At 67.6% G+C, this 14,567-nt stretch carries 12 protein-coding genes; 5 read left to right on the forward strand and 7 right to left on the reverse strand.

Annotation, left to right across the window (positions count from 1 at the left end):
• From ACH107_RS13365 to ACH107_RS13380, 4 genes are all read left to right on the forward strand, one after another.
• Positions 1-561 (forward strand): uracil-DNA glycosylase (locus ACH107_RS13365; protein WP_412506257.1); only part of this gene is annotated, 561 nt, incomplete at its 5' end.
• On the forward strand, positions 558-1,100 hold the full coding sequence (gene moaB, locus ACH107_RS13370; RefSeq protein WP_310691480.1) for a molybdenum cofactor biosynthesis protein B: 543 nt from the start codon (positions 558-560) through the stop codon (positions 1,098-1,100). The genes ACH107_RS13365 and moaB, both read left to right, overlap by 4 nt.
• 121 nt (positions 1,101-1,221) lie before the next feature.
• A complete protein-coding gene (locus ACH107_RS13375; protein ID WP_412506258.1) occupies positions 1,222-2,679 on the forward strand; it encodes an efflux RND transporter periplasmic adaptor subunit in 1,458 nt (485 codons plus the stop codon).
• 3 nt (positions 2,680-2,682) lie between these two features.
• Positions 2,683-6,090 carry an efflux RND transporter permease subunit gene (locus ACH107_RS13380; RefSeq protein WP_412506259.1) on the forward strand — a complete coding sequence of 1,136 codons (3,408 nt, stop codon included), beginning with the start codon at positions 2,683-2,685 and terminating at the stop codon, positions 6,088-6,090.
• On the opposite strand, the gene ACH107_RS13385 is transcribed toward ACH107_RS13380, so the two are convergent.
• Positions 6,069-6,869, reverse strand: coding sequence for a protein-disulfide reductase DsbD domain-containing protein (locus ACH107_RS13385; RefSeq protein WP_412506260.1), 801 nt, complete (start codon positions 6,867-6,869; stop codon positions 6,069-6,071). The genes ACH107_RS13380 and ACH107_RS13385 overlap by 22 nt on opposite strands.
• Before the next feature lie 104 nt (positions 6,870-6,973).
• On the opposite strand from ACH107_RS13385, the gene ACH107_RS13390 reads away from it, so the two are divergent.
• The gene (locus ACH107_RS13390; protein ID WP_310691476.1) at positions 6,974-7,552 is read left to right on the forward strand and encodes a YqgE/AlgH family protein; all 579 of its coding nucleotides are present in this window, start codon (positions 6,974-6,976) and stop codon (positions 7,550-7,552) included.
• 28 nt (positions 7,553-7,580) lie between these two features.
• Here ACH107_RS13390 and iolB read toward each other — a convergent pair whose 3' ends face one another.
• The 6 genes from iolB to ACH107_RS13420 form a co-directional block, all read right to left on the reverse strand.
• Positions 7,581-8,387, reverse strand: a complete 807-nt coding sequence (iolB, locus tag ACH107_RS13395; RefSeq protein WP_412506261.1) for a 5-deoxy-glucuronate isomerase — start codon at positions 8,385-8,387, stop codon at positions 7,581-7,583.
• Positions 8,380-8,583 (reverse strand): hypothetical protein, encoded by a 204-nt coding sequence (locus ACH107_RS13400; RefSeq protein ID WP_310692249.1) that lies wholly within the window; start codon positions 8,581-8,583, stop codon positions 8,380-8,382. The genes iolB and ACH107_RS13400 overlap by 8 nt, the downstream gene beginning before the upstream one ends.
• A gap of 4 nt (positions 8,584-8,587) precedes the next feature.
• Positions 8,588-9,769 (reverse strand): phytanoyl-CoA dioxygenase family protein, encoded by a 1,182-nt coding sequence (locus ACH107_RS13405; RefSeq protein WP_310692248.1) that lies wholly within the window; start codon positions 9,767-9,769, stop codon positions 8,588-8,590.
• Positions 9,770-9,825: 56 nt separating this feature from the next.
• A complete protein-coding gene (iolE, locus tag ACH107_RS13410) occupies positions 9,826-10,731 on the reverse strand; it encodes a myo-inosose-2 dehydratase (protein WP_412506262.1) in 906 nt (301 codons plus the stop codon).
• Positions 10,731-12,560: a 3D-(3,5/4)-trihydroxycyclohexane-1,2-dione acylhydrolase (decyclizing) gene (gene iolD / locus ACH107_RS13415; RefSeq protein WP_412506263.1), complete on the reverse strand. Its 1,830-nt coding sequence runs from the start codon at positions 12,558-12,560 to the stop codon at positions 10,731-10,733. The genes iolE and iolD overlap by 1 nt, the downstream gene beginning before the upstream one ends.
• A 92-nt stretch (positions 12,561-12,652) precedes the next feature.
• A complete protein-coding gene (locus tag ACH107_RS13420; RefSeq protein ID WP_412506264.1) occupies positions 12,653-14,566 on the reverse strand; it encodes a bifunctional 5-dehydro-2-deoxygluconokinase/5-dehydro-2-deoxyphosphogluconate aldolase in 1,914 nt (637 codons plus the stop codon).
• Position 14,567 lies beyond the last annotated feature (1 nt).

The following is a 14,567-nucleotide window of genomic DNA, read 5'->3' on the forward strand; positions in this document are numbered from 1 at the left end:
CAGGACCTCGCGGGGTTGCGCGCGGCCATGGCCGCTTTCGAGCATTGCGACCTCAAGGCCGGGGCGCGCACTCTGGTCTTTGCCGACGGGATCGCCGGGGCGCCCGTCATGATCCTGGGCGAGGCGCCGGGCCGCGACGAAGACCGCGACGGGCGCCCCTTCGTGGGCCGGGCCGGGCAGTTGCTGGACAGGATGCTGGCGGCAATCGACCGCGGGCGCGACCGGGCCGAGGCACCGGTCTACATCTCGAATGTCCTGCCCTGGCGGCCGCCGCAGAACCGCACGCCGGACAAGGCCGAGATCGCGATGATGCTGCCCTTCGTGGAACGCCACATCCAGTTGGCCGCGCCGAAGGTTCTGGTGCTGATGGGCAATACGCCGTGTCAGGCGCTGCTGGGCCGCAGCGGGATCACCCGGATACGCGGGCACTGGGCGCAGGTGCTGGACCTGCCCGTCCTGCCGATGTTCCACCCCGCCTATCTGCTGCGCAACCCTGCCGCCAAGCGCGAGGCCTGGGCCGATCTGCTGGCGCTCAAGGCCCGCCTGAAGGAACTCACATGACCCGCCTCGACCAGAGCCGCGCTTTCATCCCGCTCCGCATCGCCATCCTGACGGTCAGCGACACACGCGCGCTGGACGAGGACCGCTCGGGCCAGACCCTTGTCGACCGCCTGGCGGGCGCGGGGCATGTGCTGGCCGACCGCCGCATCGTCAAGGACGACCGCGCCACCATCGCGGATGTTCTGCGCGGCTGGATCGCCGACCCGCAGGTCGATGTCGTCATTTCCACCGGCGGCACCGGTCTGACGGGCCGCGACGTGACGGTCGAGGCCCACCGCGATGTCTACGAAAAGGAAATCGACGCCTTCGGCACGGTTTTCACCATGGTTTCGATGAAAAAGATCGGCACCAGCGCCATCCAGTCCCGCGCCACCGGGGGCGTCGCCGGAGGCACCTACCTTTTCGCCCTGCCCGGCAGCACCGGCGCCTGCAAGGACGCCTGGGACGGAATCCTGGCCTATCAACTGGACTATCGCCACCAGCCCTGCAACTTCGTCGAGATTTCCCCGCGTCTGGAAGAAGGCAAGCGACGGAAATGAGCGGCCCGCGCGTAGCAGTGTCAATCCGCCGCATGTGATCGAAACCGGTCCTGAGGACGTATAAGTAAACTCGCGGCGGCCGGAAATGACCGGCCCAGCCGCAGTGACCAGAGAGGGGCACATGCATTTTCTTCGCCGCAGCCTGATCGGCATCTTTCTGTTGGCGCTTACGCTGGCGCTCTTTGCCTGGGCGGGCAATACCGTGCGGCTTGCCGTGCAGGAGCGCATGAATGCCGAGCCCCGCAGCTTCGAGCAGAGCGAAAGAGTCCTGTCCGTCAATGTGGTTGAGGTGCAGCCGCAGACCATTGCGCCCGCGCTAACCCTTTTCGGCGAACTGGAGAGCGCCCGCACCCTGGACCTGCGCGCCGTGGTCGGCGGCACGGTGCTGGAGGTGTCCGAGAATTTCCGCAATGGCGGCCGGGTCGAGGCGGACGAATTGTTGGTCCGGATCGACCCCACCGACGCCCGCGCGGCCCTGGAGCGCAGCCAGGTCGACATGCAGGATGCGCGCGCCGAATTGCGCGACGCCGAACGGGCCCTGACCCTGGCGCAGGACGAACTGGACGCCGCCGAGGACCAGGCCGAGTTGCGCCGCCGCGCCCTGGACCGCCAGCAGGACTTGTCCGACCGCGGCGTGGGCACGGCTGCCGCCGTTGAGACGGCTGAACTTGCGGTCTCGAGCGCGGAGCAGGCCGTTCTGTCGCGCCGCCAGGCGCTGGCCCAGGCCGAGGCCCGCATCGATCAGGCCCGCACCCGGCTGGATCGTGCCGAGATCGACCTGGACGAGGCCGAGCGCACCCTGGACGACACCGAGATCCACGCAGCCTTTTCAGGCTCTCTCGCCGAGGTCACGGCCTCGCCCGGCATCCGCGTCACCGCGAACGAACGGCTGGGGCGGTTGATCGACCCGGACCGGCTGGAGGTGTCCTTCCGCCTGTCCACCTCGCAATATTCGCGCCTTCTGGAGGCCGACCGCACCGCCCTCGGCGCGCCGGTCACGGTCTCGCTGGCCGTCGAGGGGCTGAACCTGACAGCCCAGGGCACCGTGGCTCGCGAAAGCGCCCTGGTGGGCGAGGGGCAGACGGGCCGTGTCCTGTTCGCCCAACTGGATGACACCGCGGGGATGCAGTCGGGCGATTTCGTCACGGTCTCGGTCACGGAACCGCCGCTGGAAGACGTGGCGCTGGTGCCGGCCACAGCGTTGGCCGCTGACGACACCGTGCTGGTGCTGGATGCCGAAAACCGCCTGAGCGAGGCCCCCGTGACCCTGCTGCGCAGCCAGGGTGACGACGTGATCATCCGCGCGCCCGACCTTGCCGGGCAGCGCATCGTCGCCGAACGCTCGCCCCTGCTGGGATCGGGCATCAAGGTGCAGCCCCTGAACATGGATCAGTCCTCGACCGCGCCCACCGAGCCGCAGGTCATTGCGTTGGACCCGGACCGGCGCGCGCGGCTGATGGCCTTCGTCGAGGACAGTCCCATGCCCGACGCGGCCAAGGCCCGCGTTCTGTCGCAGCTGGAACAGGACGAGGTACCCGCCGAGGTCGTCACCCGCCTGGAAACCCGGATGGGGGGCTGATCGATGGCCACGTCCCCCCCCGGCAAGGGTCTGCTGTCCTACTTCACGCGCCATGCCACCCTGGCCAACCTGCTGCTGATCCTGTTGCTGGCCGCCGGGATCACCGCCTTTCCCAAGATGCGGGCGCAGTTCTTTCCCGATGTCATCATCGACAGTGTCTCGGTCTCGGTCCGCTGGGACGGGGCTGGAGCCGAGGACGTGGACGCCGCCATCGTGCAGTTGATCCAGCCCGCGCTCATGGCGGTCGAGGGGGTAAGCGAGACAAGTTCGACCTCGCGCGAGGGCAGCGCCCGGATCATCCTGGACTTCGAGCCCGGCTATGACATGGCCAAGGCCACCGAGGACACCCAGCTGGCCGTGGACGGTATCAGCAACCTGCCCGAGGATGCAGAGGACCCCGAGGTGCGCCGCGGCACCTGGTCGGATCGGGTAACGGATGTTGTCATCACCGGCCCCGTCGGGGTCGACCAGCTGGGACGCTTTGCCGATGAACTGGTCACCCGGCTTTTCGCCGAGGGCGTGACGGGCACCACCATCCGCGGCGTCGCCGCCCCCTCGACCGTCGTCGAGGTGCCCTCGCTGGCGCTGATCCGGCACGACGTGACCATGGCGCAGATCGCCCAGGCCATCGGCGAGGAGGTCAGCACCGACCCGGCGGGCGACGTGTCCGGCTCGGCCCGCGTGCGCACCGGCGTGGCCAAGCGCAGCGCCGACCAGATCGCCGGCATCGTCCTGCGCTCGAACTCCGATGGCAGCAAGCTGACCATCGGTGACGTGGGCCGTGTCATGGTCGAGGGTGTGGACCGCGAACGCGCCTATTTCGTGGGCGAGGACCCGGCCATCACCGTGCGCGTCGACCGGTCGGCCCGCGGCGACGCCATCGAGATTCAGGAAAAGGTCGAAGAGGTCGCCGCCGCCATGGAGGCCACGCTGCCCGAGGGCACCAGCGTCGACCTGATCCGCGCGCGGGCCGATTACATCACCGGCCGATTGGATATCCTCTACGGCAACGGTCTGCTCGGGCTGGGCCTTGTCGTGAGCCTGCTGTTTCTTTTCCTGAACGCGCGCACGGCCTTCTGGGTGGCCGCCGGCATTCCCGTGGCCATGTCGGCCGCGATCGCGCTGATGCTGGTGGCGGGCCTGACGATCAACATGATCTCGCTGTTCGCGCTGATCATCACGCTGGGCATCGTTGTCGATGACGCCATCGTGGTGGGCGAACATGCCGACGCGCGGCACCGCATGGGCGAACCCCCCGCCGTGGCCGCCGAGAACGCGGCGCAACGCATGTTCCAGCCGGTCTTTTCCGCCACGCTGACCACGGTGATCGCCTTCATGGGGCTGGTGGCCGTGGGTGGACGCTTCGGCGACCTGATCTCCGACATTCCCTTCACCGTGATCGTGGTGCTTGTGGCCTCGCTGGTGGAGTGCTTCCTGATCCTGCCGCACCACATGTACAAATCGCTGGAAAAATCCTCTGGCAAGGCCTGGTACGATCTGCCCTCGCGGGTCGTGAACCGGGGCTTCGTCTGGATGCGCAGCACCCTGTTCCGCCCGCTGATGGCAGGGGTGATCCGGGCACGCTACCCGGTCATGGCGGGGCTGTTCGTTGTACTGGCCAGCCAGGTCGCGCTTTTCGTCAAGGGCGACGTGCAGTGGCGCTTCTTCAACGCGCCCGAGCAAGGCTCGGTCACCGGCAATTTCGCCATGCTGCCGGGGGCGACGCGCGCCGACACCTTGGAGATGATGCGCCGCATGCAGGAGGCCACCGAGGCGCTGGGCCAGGAATACGCCGAGGAGCACGGCAACAACCCGCTGGACTATGTCATCGCCGAGATCGGCGGCAATGCCGGGCGCGGCCTGTCGGGGGCCGATACCAAGGACGCCGATCAACTTGGCTCGATCTCGATCGAACTGATCGACGCGGACCTGCGCCCCTATTCCAGTTTCGCCTTCGTGGCCGATCTTCAGGACCGGGTCAGCCGCCACCCCATGGTGGAAACCGTAAGCTTTCGGTCCTGGTCAGGCGGGCCGGGCGGCGATGATATCGACATCCAGCTTTACGGGGCGGATTCCCAGACGCTCAAGGCCGCCGCCGAGGATCTGAAGACCGAGCTTTCGCAATTCCCCGAGGTCTCGTCGCTCGAGGACAGCCTGTCCTACGACAAGGAGGAACTGATCCTGCAACTGACCCCGCAGGGCCAGGCGCTGGGCTTCACCATCGACGAGTTGGGCCGGGTGCTGCGCAACCGGCTGGGCGGGATCGAGGCGGCGACCTACCCGCTCGGCGCCCGCAGCGCCGAAATCCGCGTGGAACTGCCCGAGGGCGAGCTGACGGCCGATTTCCTAGATCGCACCCAGATGCGCAGCCCCGAGGGCAGCTATGTACCGCTGGCCGATATCGTCACGGTCGAGACGCGCACGGGCTTTTCCACGGTCAACCGCGAGAACGGGATACAGCTGATCACCGTCAACGGCGACCTGACGGACGATGACGCCGAACGCGCCGCCGAGGTCACCCGCCTGATCGCGGACCGGATCCTGCCCGACGTCCGGGCGCGCTATAACGTGGATACCTCGCTGTCCGGGCTGTCGGAACAGGAAAACGAATTCCTGAACGATGCCCGCACCGGCTTGATCCTGACGTTGACCGGCATCTTCCTGACCCTGGCCTGGATATTCTCGAGCTGGACACGGCCCCTGATCGTCATGGCGATCATCCCCTTCGGCCTGGTTGGCACGATCTACGGCCATTTCCAGTGGGGCGTGCCCATGAGCATGTTCACCGTCGTCGGCCTGCTGGGCATGACCGGGATCATCATCAACGATTCCATCGTGCTGGTGACCACCATCGACGAACACGCGAAAAGCCGCGGCATAATCCCGGCCATCATCGACGGCACCAGCGACCGATTGCGCCCGGTCCTGCTGACAACGCTGACCACGGTGCTGGGGCTGACGCCGCTGCTGTACGAAGGCTCGAGCCAGGCGGAGTTCCTGAAACCCACGGTGATCACCCTGGTCTATGGGCTGGGCTTCGGGATGGTGCTGGTTCTGATCGTCGTGCCCGCCCTGCTGGCCATACAAGAGGACCTGGGCAACCAGGTGCGCGCGGCCAAGCGGGCCCTGCGCGCAGGCCGGGGCGCGATCCGCTGGCCCAGCTGGCTGGGGACGCTCGGGGCCCTGGGCCTGTTCGCGGGGCTGGTCGCGCCGGTGCTGGCCACGGGGGGCGCGCTGCCCTTCATCGCCGAGGCCCTGCCGATGCTCGACGGCGCGCCAATGGCGCTGTCCGCCTTCGCGGGGCTGACGCTGGTCTGGCTGGGGCTGGTCTACCTAGTGACGATGCTGATCCTCGGCCTGCGGGGTGCGCGAGGCGACCCCCGGCGCGGTCAGTCGGCGCCACAGCCCTGAATATCGACCGCCGAATCATCGCCGAAGACGGTGATGCGGATGTCCGAGCGATCCAGCGCGAAGGCGCCGCCCTCGACCTGGACCATGTCGGCCTGCGCGATCAGCATATCGCCTGCGCGGCGGGTCTCGGGCTCAGAGACCCAGATATCCGGGCGTCCCGCCTCGATCACGACGTCTTCCTGCGTGCCCATGCGGGGCATCTCGATGCCGGCTGTCACGGCCATGCCGTCCTGCCCCGGCTCAAGCGCGCAACGAACGGCATCCACACCGGCCTCGGCCGCCGTGCGCGGGCGATCCATAAGGGCCGCGGCGATCCGGGCGTTTCGGCTACCCTCTTCGGGCAGCACGGCATCGAACCCGACCTGAACCGGCACGCAGATATCCTCGCAGACGCCCAGTTGCACCTGTGCCATAGCGCGGGCCGGGCCCGCCCCCTCGGCCAGGTCGAATTCCATGGGGATCACCACGCGGTCGCTGTAGACGATCGAGCGCATCCCGTTGGACCAGGAGACCTCGGGCACAGGCCAGTGAAAGGCTACGCCGACGACGTTCCGAGAGCCCGACCAGTCGAAGTGCGGCGGAATGCCGGCGTCGCCCGGCGCGCGCCAGTAGGTCTTCCAGCCCGGCGCAAGGCTGATTTCCAGCCCGGCCATGTGGCGGCCATCCTCCATCCGCCAACCCGGCAGTGCCCGGACCGAGACCATCTCACGGGCGGGACCGGACCAGAGCGGGGTGGCGGCCACCGCAAGCGGCAGAAGGGACGCGGCAAATCGGGACATGCCCCCTTAGATACCCAGCCGCGCGGGAATGAAAAGTCACGTTTGGGTCAGCCGAACCGGTGCCGGGCCTTGCGCGTGGCGCCCGGGCACCACATCATTGCGGCATGGACCCAGCACCCAACGACCTGACCGGACAATTGCTGATCGCCATGCCCGGCATGGGCGATCCGCGCTTCGCCAATTCCGTCGTCTATGTCTGCGCCTATTCGCGCGACGGGGCGATGGGGCTGATCGTGAACAAGCCCGCGCCCGAGTTGCGCTTTTCCGAGCTTCTGGAGCAGATGGAATTTACGCCCGAAGGCCCTGCACCCGAACCGCCGGACGTGCGTGTCCATTTCGGCGGCCCGGTGGAGACGGCGCGCGGTTTCGTGCTGCACTCCGACGATTTCATCTCGTCCGAGGGGACGATCACAGTGGGCGACGGCGTGGCCATGACCGCAACGCTGGACGTCATCGAGGCGCTGGCCCGGGGCGAGGGTCCGCGCCGCAGCCTGCTGGCGCTGGGCTATTCCGGCTGGGGGCCGGGGCAGCTGGAAACGGAGATCGCGCAGAACGGCTGGCTGACGACCTCGACCTCGGACGACATCCTGTTCGGGCGGGCCAACGAACACAAGTGGACCGCGGCGCTGAAACGGCTGGGAGTCAATCCGCTGTCGCTGTCGGACATCGCAGGGCGCGCCTGAGCGCCGCGGAGGTCGCAGAGGCTTGGCGTCACGCGTCGCGGTCCATGATCCACTTGACCGCCGGATCGGCCTGAAAGCGCCATTTGCGCAGGGGGCCGGCCATGACGTTCAGATAGTACATCTCGAATCCGTAGGGCGCGCCGCAGGGGTGATGCCCGCGCGGCACCAGCACCACGTCGCCGTCCCGCACAGCCATGGCCTCGTCCAGCGTGCCGTCCTCGGTATAGACCCGCTGAAAGCCGAAGCCCTGCGGGGGGTTCAGCCGGTGGTAATAGGTCTCTTCCAGGTAGGTGATGCGGGGAAAGTCGTCCTCGTCATGGCGGTGGCTGGGATAGGAGGACCAGTTGCCATCCGGGGTAAAGACCTCGGTGACAAGCAGGCGGTCGGCGTAATCCTCCCCCTCCATGGCGATATTGTTGATATGGCGGGTGTTGTTGCCCTTGCCGCGCTGCGTCAGCTCGATCCCTTCGGGGCCGATCCGACGGGCCGGATGGCCGCCCGCACCGGGGGCGGAACAGATCGCAACGGTGCAATCGGTTTCCGCCACCAGCGACCAGTCGCTGTCATTGGGCAAGTAGAGGCAATGCGGCGGCGTTTTCTCGAAAACATCCATCCTGTCGCCAAGCACGCCCCAGTCCTGCCCGGCGGCCTCGATGCGCGCCTTGCCCTCGACCATGACGAGGATCACCTCGCGGGGGCCGGTGGCCTCGGCGGCCGTCTCGCCCTGGCGCAGGCGGTGCAGCGAAAACCCCACGTAGCGCCAGCCGGCGCTTTCGGGGGTAATCCGGTGAACCTCGCCATGGGTGCCGAAGGGTTTGCACAGAAGGTCAGCCATCGTCCTTTTCCTTGTAGTTCTCCGGGTCGAAGACCAGGAAGAATTCATAAACGCACAGCCCGCCGAAGGCGCCGAAGATCAGGGCCCATGCGGCGTTGCCGGTGGCCAGTTCGAACAGCGCCCAACCAAGCGCCACCCCCGTGACGATGGCCCGTGTCGCAAGCGGCCGAAAGAAGGGGTGGCGCAGGTTGAACATCCGCTCAGGCCGCCTGCCGCGCCTGCTGGTCGGCCAGGGTCTGCGCAAACCGCGCGGTGGTCCAGCCCTCCTGCACCGCACGACGCATCAGGTCGGCCATGCTGGGCGGGGCCAGCCCGCCGACCGGCGGATCGGTGTCCAGGTTGGTCGGAAAGGGATAGCCCTCGGCGCAGGCGGCAATGGCCGCGTCCAGCTCTTCGGGGCGCATCCCGCCGCCCTGCTTGATCCGGATCAGCTCGGGCAGCAAGGCCTCGGACATGCCACGCCGGTCCAGGTTTTCCAGCGACCGGCCAAAGGCCGAGGAGACCTGCAACAGGTTCACCATCCGCTCGACGTCCGGACTGCGGTTCTCGCCGCCGGCATGGAACAGCGCGGGGTTGAAGAAGACCGCGTCGCCCTTGTCCAGCGGCACCTGCACATGGGCCTGTTCGAAATGGTCCCGGAAGGCCGCGTCGTGGAAGGCGACATAGCCCGGCCCGTAGAGCTGGCTGAAGGGCAAAAGCTTGGTCGGCCCGCTTTCGACGGACATGTCCACATGCGCCACCGCGCCCTGAAGCGTCAGCGTCGCGGTGACCTCGTGGGCATGGGCGGGATAGCGCATGGCCTCTTCGGCGCTCATGAAGCCCAGGTGGTAATCGCGATGCGCGGTCTGGGCCTTGCCGCCTGGGCGCACCTGGTTGACCTGCGCGGTCATCTGGTAATTCGGCCCCAGCCAGGCCTGCGCCGCCGCCGCCAGGCAGGTATTCCCGAAGTAGAGCGCAAAGCCCTCCGGATCTCGCAGGCACTGCTTTTGCAGCGAATTCCAGATCCGGTCATTGGCCCCGGCGGCGGCAAAGTGGTCGCCCTTTCCGGCCGCGCTTTCGCGTTCCTCGGCGATGATCGCGCGGAATACCTCGCTGGCCCGGTCGATCACGGATGTATCCGGGTAGGCCCGTTTCAGCGCGATGACCCCGGCCGAGGACCGGAAGACCCGGCCCCATTCGGCCAGCAGCGCGCGGCGGCGGGCGGGGTCCTCCAGCGCCGGGCGCAGCGCCGCCATGTCGTAAAGCGGGACATTTTTCTCGATCCCTGCCGCGTGGGGCACGTCCCCCGCGGTCAGGTTCTGCGAGGTCACCACCTTGAATTCGTCCAGATCACAGGACTCCCGGTCGAAATAGCCAACGTGCCCGAGTTCCGTGTTTACCATGATATCCTCCTGCAGTTCATGGTGGTGGTGATGACCCCGTGCGGGGTCGGTGAAACCTAACGGCCGATCTCCAGTCCCGAACGGGTGCAGATATCGGTCAGGTAATCGAAGCCCAGTTTCGAGTAGCGATACGGAGGTGCCTTGGCCGGGTCCTGTTCAGCCTCGACCACGATCCAGCCGTCGTATCCCATGGCGCTCAGGCGGTCGGTGATGGGCTGGAAGTCGATGCCGCCCTCAGGGTCGCCCGGCACCGAGAAGACACCGTTCGCCACCCCGTCGAGGAAGCTGCGGTCGGCGGCGTTGACCCAGTCCAGCACCGATTGGCGCACGTCCTTGACATGGACATGCGACACCCGGTGCCCCCATTTTTCCAGAACCGCCAGCGGGTCGGCCCCGGCGAAATGCAGATGCCCGGTATCGAACAGCAGCGTCAGCGCGGGGTCGGACCCGGCCATCAGCCAGTCGATGTCCTCGGCGTCCTGCACCATGGCACCCATGTGATGGTGATAGGCCAGCACGCAGCCCCGGTCGGCAGACCACTTGGCAAGTTCCGAGAGGCGGGCGCCATAGGCCATGATCTCGTCGCAGGTCAGCTTCGGGCGCTGGCCGACGGGCCGGGACTGGTCGCCCTGTATGGTGTTGGAACATTCGGCATAGACCACGCAGGGCGCCCCGAGGGCCGCGAACTGGTCCACCTGGGCGGCGATGGCCGCCTTTTCCGCCGCGAGATCGTTGACCATCAAGTTGCCCGAACACCAGCCGCCGCAAAGCGCCAGGCCATAGCGATCCAGATAGGCGCGTAGCCCGTCGGTATCGCCGGGCATCCGGCGGCCCCGCTCAACCCCGGCATAGCCGATGGCCGCCGCATCCTCCATCGCGCCCTCGGTGGTGTAATCCGCCGTCAGCTCTGGCAGATCGTCGTTCTGCCACGCGATCAGCGATATCCCCAGTTTCACAGCCATCAATCCGCCCTTTGCGTCGCTTTGTGCGCGGCGTGGCGGGCATGGGCCTCGACCACCTCGGCCCGATCCGAGACCTCGGGCGTGCCCACCTCCCACCAGGTGCCGCCGTGTTCGGTGCTCGGATAGGGGTCGGTGTCAATGACCACCACATAGGGGACCTTGACGTCATGGCGTGCGGCCAGCGCCTCTTCCAGCTCGGCGATGCTGGCCACCTTTCGGGCGGTCGCGCCCATCGCGGCCGCATGGGCGGCAAAGTCGATATTCGAATTCTCACCGCCCAGTGCGTGGTCCAGCAGGCAATTGAACTCGGCCCCGCCGGTGCCCATCTGCAACCGGTTGATACAGCCGAAGCCGCGATTGTCGGTGACGACGACGGTGAAACCGATGCTCATCATCGCCGCCGTGGCCATCTCGGAATTGGCCATCATATAGGTGCCGTCGCCGGTAAAGCAGATCACGTCCGCCTCGGGCTGGGCCATCTTGATCCCCATGGCCCCCGGGATCTCGTAGCCCATGCAGGAAAAGCCGTATTCCATGTGATAGCTGCCGGGCTTGCCCGCCTTCCACAGCTTGTGCAGCTCGCCCGGCATGGTGCCCGCGGCGCACATGGCGACGGTGTTTTCACGCGCCTGCCGCTGCACCGCGCCCACGACCTGCATGTCGGTCGGCAGCTGGTTGCTGTCGGTGGGCGCATCGGTCACGGGATCGACCTTGGCGAACCAGTCGGACTTGAACCCCTCGACACTGCCCGGCGCGATGTGATCGCCCAGCACCGCGCCCAGCTCCTCCAGCCCGACCCGGGCATCGGCCACAAGCGGGGCGGCAGTGTGCTTGGCCGCGTCATAGGCAGCCACGTTCAGGCAGGCGATCCGGCGGGCGGGATTGGCGAAAAGCGCCCAGCTGCCGGTGGTGAAATCCTGGAACCGCGTGCCGATGCCCAGCACCAGGTCCGCCTCGGCGCAGACGGTGTTGGCCGGCTCGCCCCCGGTCACGCCAAGCGGGCCGAGGTTGAGCGGATGATCCCAGGGCAGCGCCGACTTGCCCGCCTGGGTTTCCGTCACGGGAATGTTGTGGGCCTCGGCAAAGGCCCGCAGCGCCTCGGTCGCGCCGGAATAATGCACCCCGCCCCCGGCAACGATCACCGGGCGCGCGGCGGATTTCACAAGCGCGGCCATCCGCCCCAGCTCTGCCACGTCGGGGCGGATGCGGCGGGGCCGCCAGACTTGCGGCTCAAAAAAGCTGACGGGATAGTCATAGGCCTCGGCCTGAACGTCCTGGCACAACGACAGGGTCACCGGGCCGCACTCGGCCGGGTCGGTCATGGTGCGAAAGGCGCGCGGCAGCGCGGTCAGCAGATGCTCGGGCCGGCTGATCCGGTCGAAATAGCGGCTGACCGTCCTGAAGGTGTCGTTGACGCTGGCCGTGCCATCGCTGAAATTCTCGATCTGCTGCAGCACCGGATCGGGGCCGCGGGTCGCGAAGACATCGCCGGGCAGCAGCAGCACCGGCAAACGGTTCACATGCGCCAGCGCGGCCGCCGTCACCATGTTCGTCGCACCCGGCCCGATGGAACTGGTCACCGCCATGGCCCGCTGGCGCCGCAACTGCTTGGCATAGGCAATGGCGCAATGGGCCATGGTCTGCTCATTGTGGCCCCGGTAGGTCGGCAGCACGTCCTGCGCGGGATAGAGCGCCTCGCCCAGCCCCGTGACATTGCCATGCCCGAAGATCGCCCAGCACCCGGCGATGAAGGTCTCGCCGTCCTCGTTTTTCTGCGCGGCGATGTATTTCACCAGTGCCTGCGCAGCGGTTAGTCGAATTGTCGTCATCTCATCCTCCTGATGCCAGCCTGTCTTCCTCTGGCCCAAAATATCCCAGGGGGCGCCGGCTGGCGCGGGGGCAGAGCCCCCTCCCCCAAATGTCACCCACGCGCCCGGTCCCAGATCGCGCACAGACGCCCGAAGCGGTCGGCCATCTGCGCCACGGCATCGGCGTCGCTCATCCCGCCGTCGAACCAGGCGCGCGCAGCCTCGCCGAAGATCGTCCGGCCCACGGCAAAACCCTTGACAAGCGGTTGCCGCGCGGCCAGCGCGAAACTCTCCGCAAGGTCAGCCTCGGGCGCGTCCAGCCCCAGCACCACGATGCCCCGCGTGTGCGGATCGTTGCGGGTGATGGCCTCCACGGCATTGCTCCAGGCGGCCTCGGTCGTGAAGGGCTCCAGCTTCCACCAGTCGGGGTAGACCCCGGCGTCATAGACCATCTCGATCAGGCGCGCGGAGGTGTCATCTTCCACAGGCCCGACCTTCGAGGGGATCACCTCCAGCAGAAACTCAAGCCCGTTGCGCCGAGCCGCGGTGAACAGCCGCCTGATCCGCGCCAGTTGCATCTTGCGCGTCTTGTCGTCGTCCTGCGGATGGCAGAAGACCAGCAGCTTGACCACGGTCTCGCGCGCCCATTCGCGCAGGCCGCCCAGGTCCGCGCCTAGCTCGGACTCGAAATCGACGGGCCGCGCGCCGGGCCGTTCCGCCGGCCGCCCGATCCAGAGCCCCGAGCCGCTGGCGCGGTGCAGGGCGCTGCGCCCGATCCGGTTGTCGCAGAGGATGCCGTAGCCGCCCTGCCCGTCTTGCACCCGCAGCGCGGCATCGAGGCAGAGCTCCTTGAAGGCGGCACCCTTCTCGGGGGTGTATCCTGCCATCTCCTCGAGCTGCGCGCGGTGGTCGAAGGCGAAGGTGCGCAATGTGGACCAGTCGCCCCCGTTTCGCGTGTGGCGGTTGGTTGCCCAGTGGACCTGTTCCAACGCCGCGTCGTTGCGCAGGTCGGGCCGCGTGATGCCCCGGTCGAGGAAGAACTCCAGTTCCTCCAGCGACGGGTAGGCGGGCGTGCAGCCATGGCGGCTGACCGCGAAGGCGCCGCAGGCATTGGCGTATTTCAGTGCCCTGGGCCAGTCCGTCCGGTCCTCGGGCCCGTCCAGCCAACCCTTGAGCAGCCCCGAGAAGAAGCCGTCGCCCGCGCCCAGCACGTTGAAGACCTCGATGGGAAAGCCCGGCCCGGCCTGCCCGTCATCCAGGCTGTCGGGGATCGCCCCGTCAAGGGCCACGGCCCCGGCCGCGCCGCGCTTGCAGACCAGCACCGCGTCACTGACGCCGCGCACCGCGCGCAGGGCCGCAACGGTGTCCGTCGTGCCACCGGCGATGTGGAATTCTTCTTCAGTGCCGACGATCAGGTCGAAAAGGGGCAGGCTCGCCTGCAATTTGGCGGTGACCGCGTCGCTTTCAACGAAGCGGCTGTCCCCCGCGCCGTGCCCGGCCAGACCCCAGAGGTTCGGGCGGTAGTCGATATCCAGCGCGGTGCGCCGGCCGTGCTTGCGCGCCAGCTTGAGCGCCTTGAGGACGGCGGCCTCGGTGCGCGGGTGGCTCAGATGCGTGCCGGTAGGCACCACGGCGCGGGCGCTGGCGATGTAATCCTCGTCGATATCCGCTTCGCTCAGCGCCATGTCCGCGCAATTCTCGCGGTAGAAGATCAGCGGAAACTGTTCCGCATCGCGGATGCCCAGGATCACCAGCGCCGTCAGCCGGTCCGGGTCGGTGGTGACGCCGCGAACATCCACGCCTTCGCGCAACAGCTGCTCGCGGATGAAGCGGCCCATGTGCTCGTCGCCCACACGGGTGATCAGGCCCGATTTCAGGCCCAGCCGCGCGGTGCCGCAGGCGATGTTGGTGGGCGAGCCGCCGATATACTTGTCGAAGGCGCCCATGTCCTCGAGCCGACCGCCGACCTGGCTGCCGTAAAGGTCCACCCCGGCGCGGCCGATCGTTATGACGTCAAGCTTGGTCATG

This window comes from Roseovarius halophilus (ex Wu et al. 2025), assembly GCF_047086965.1.

Coding starts and splice junctions, on each gene's coding strand:
- moaB (WP_310691480.1), top strand. CDS start 558: ATGACCCGCCTCGACCAGAGCCGCGCTTTCATCCCGCTCCGCATCGCC.
- ACH107_RS13375 (WP_412506258.1), top strand. CDS start 1,222: ATGCATTTTCTTCGCCGCAGCCTGATCGGCATCTTTCTGTTGGCGCTT.
- ACH107_RS13380 (WP_412506259.1), top strand. CDS start 2,683: ATGGCCACGTCCCCCCCCGGCAAGGGTCTGCTGTCCTACTTCACGCGC.
- ACH107_RS13385 (WP_412506260.1), bottom strand. CDS start 6,869: ATGTCCCGATTTGCCGCGTCCCTTCTGCCGCTTGCGGTGGCCGCCACC.
- ACH107_RS13390 (WP_310691476.1), top strand. CDS start 6,974: ATGGACCCAGCACCCAACGACCTGACCGGACAATTGCTGATCGCCATG.
- iolB (WP_412506261.1), bottom strand. CDS start 8,387: ATGGCTGACCTTCTGTGCAAACCCTTCGGCACCCATGGCGAGGTTCAC.
- ACH107_RS13400 (WP_310692249.1), bottom strand. CDS start 8,583: ATGTTCAACCTGCGCCACCCCTTCTTTCGGCCGCTTGCGACACGGGCC.
- ACH107_RS13405 (WP_310692248.1), bottom strand. CDS start 9,769: ATGGTAAACACGGAACTCGGGCACGTTGGCTATTTCGACCGGGAGTCC.
- iolE (WP_412506262.1), bottom strand. CDS start 10,731: ATGGCTGTGAAACTGGGGATATCGCTGATCGCGTGGCAGAACGACGAT.
- iolD (WP_412506263.1), bottom strand. CDS start 12,560: ATGACGACAATTCGACTAACCGCTGCGCAGGCACTGGTGAAATACATC.
- ACH107_RS13420 (WP_412506264.1), bottom strand. CDS start 14,566: ATGACCAAGCTTGACGTCATAACGATCGGCCGCGCCGGGGTGGACCTT.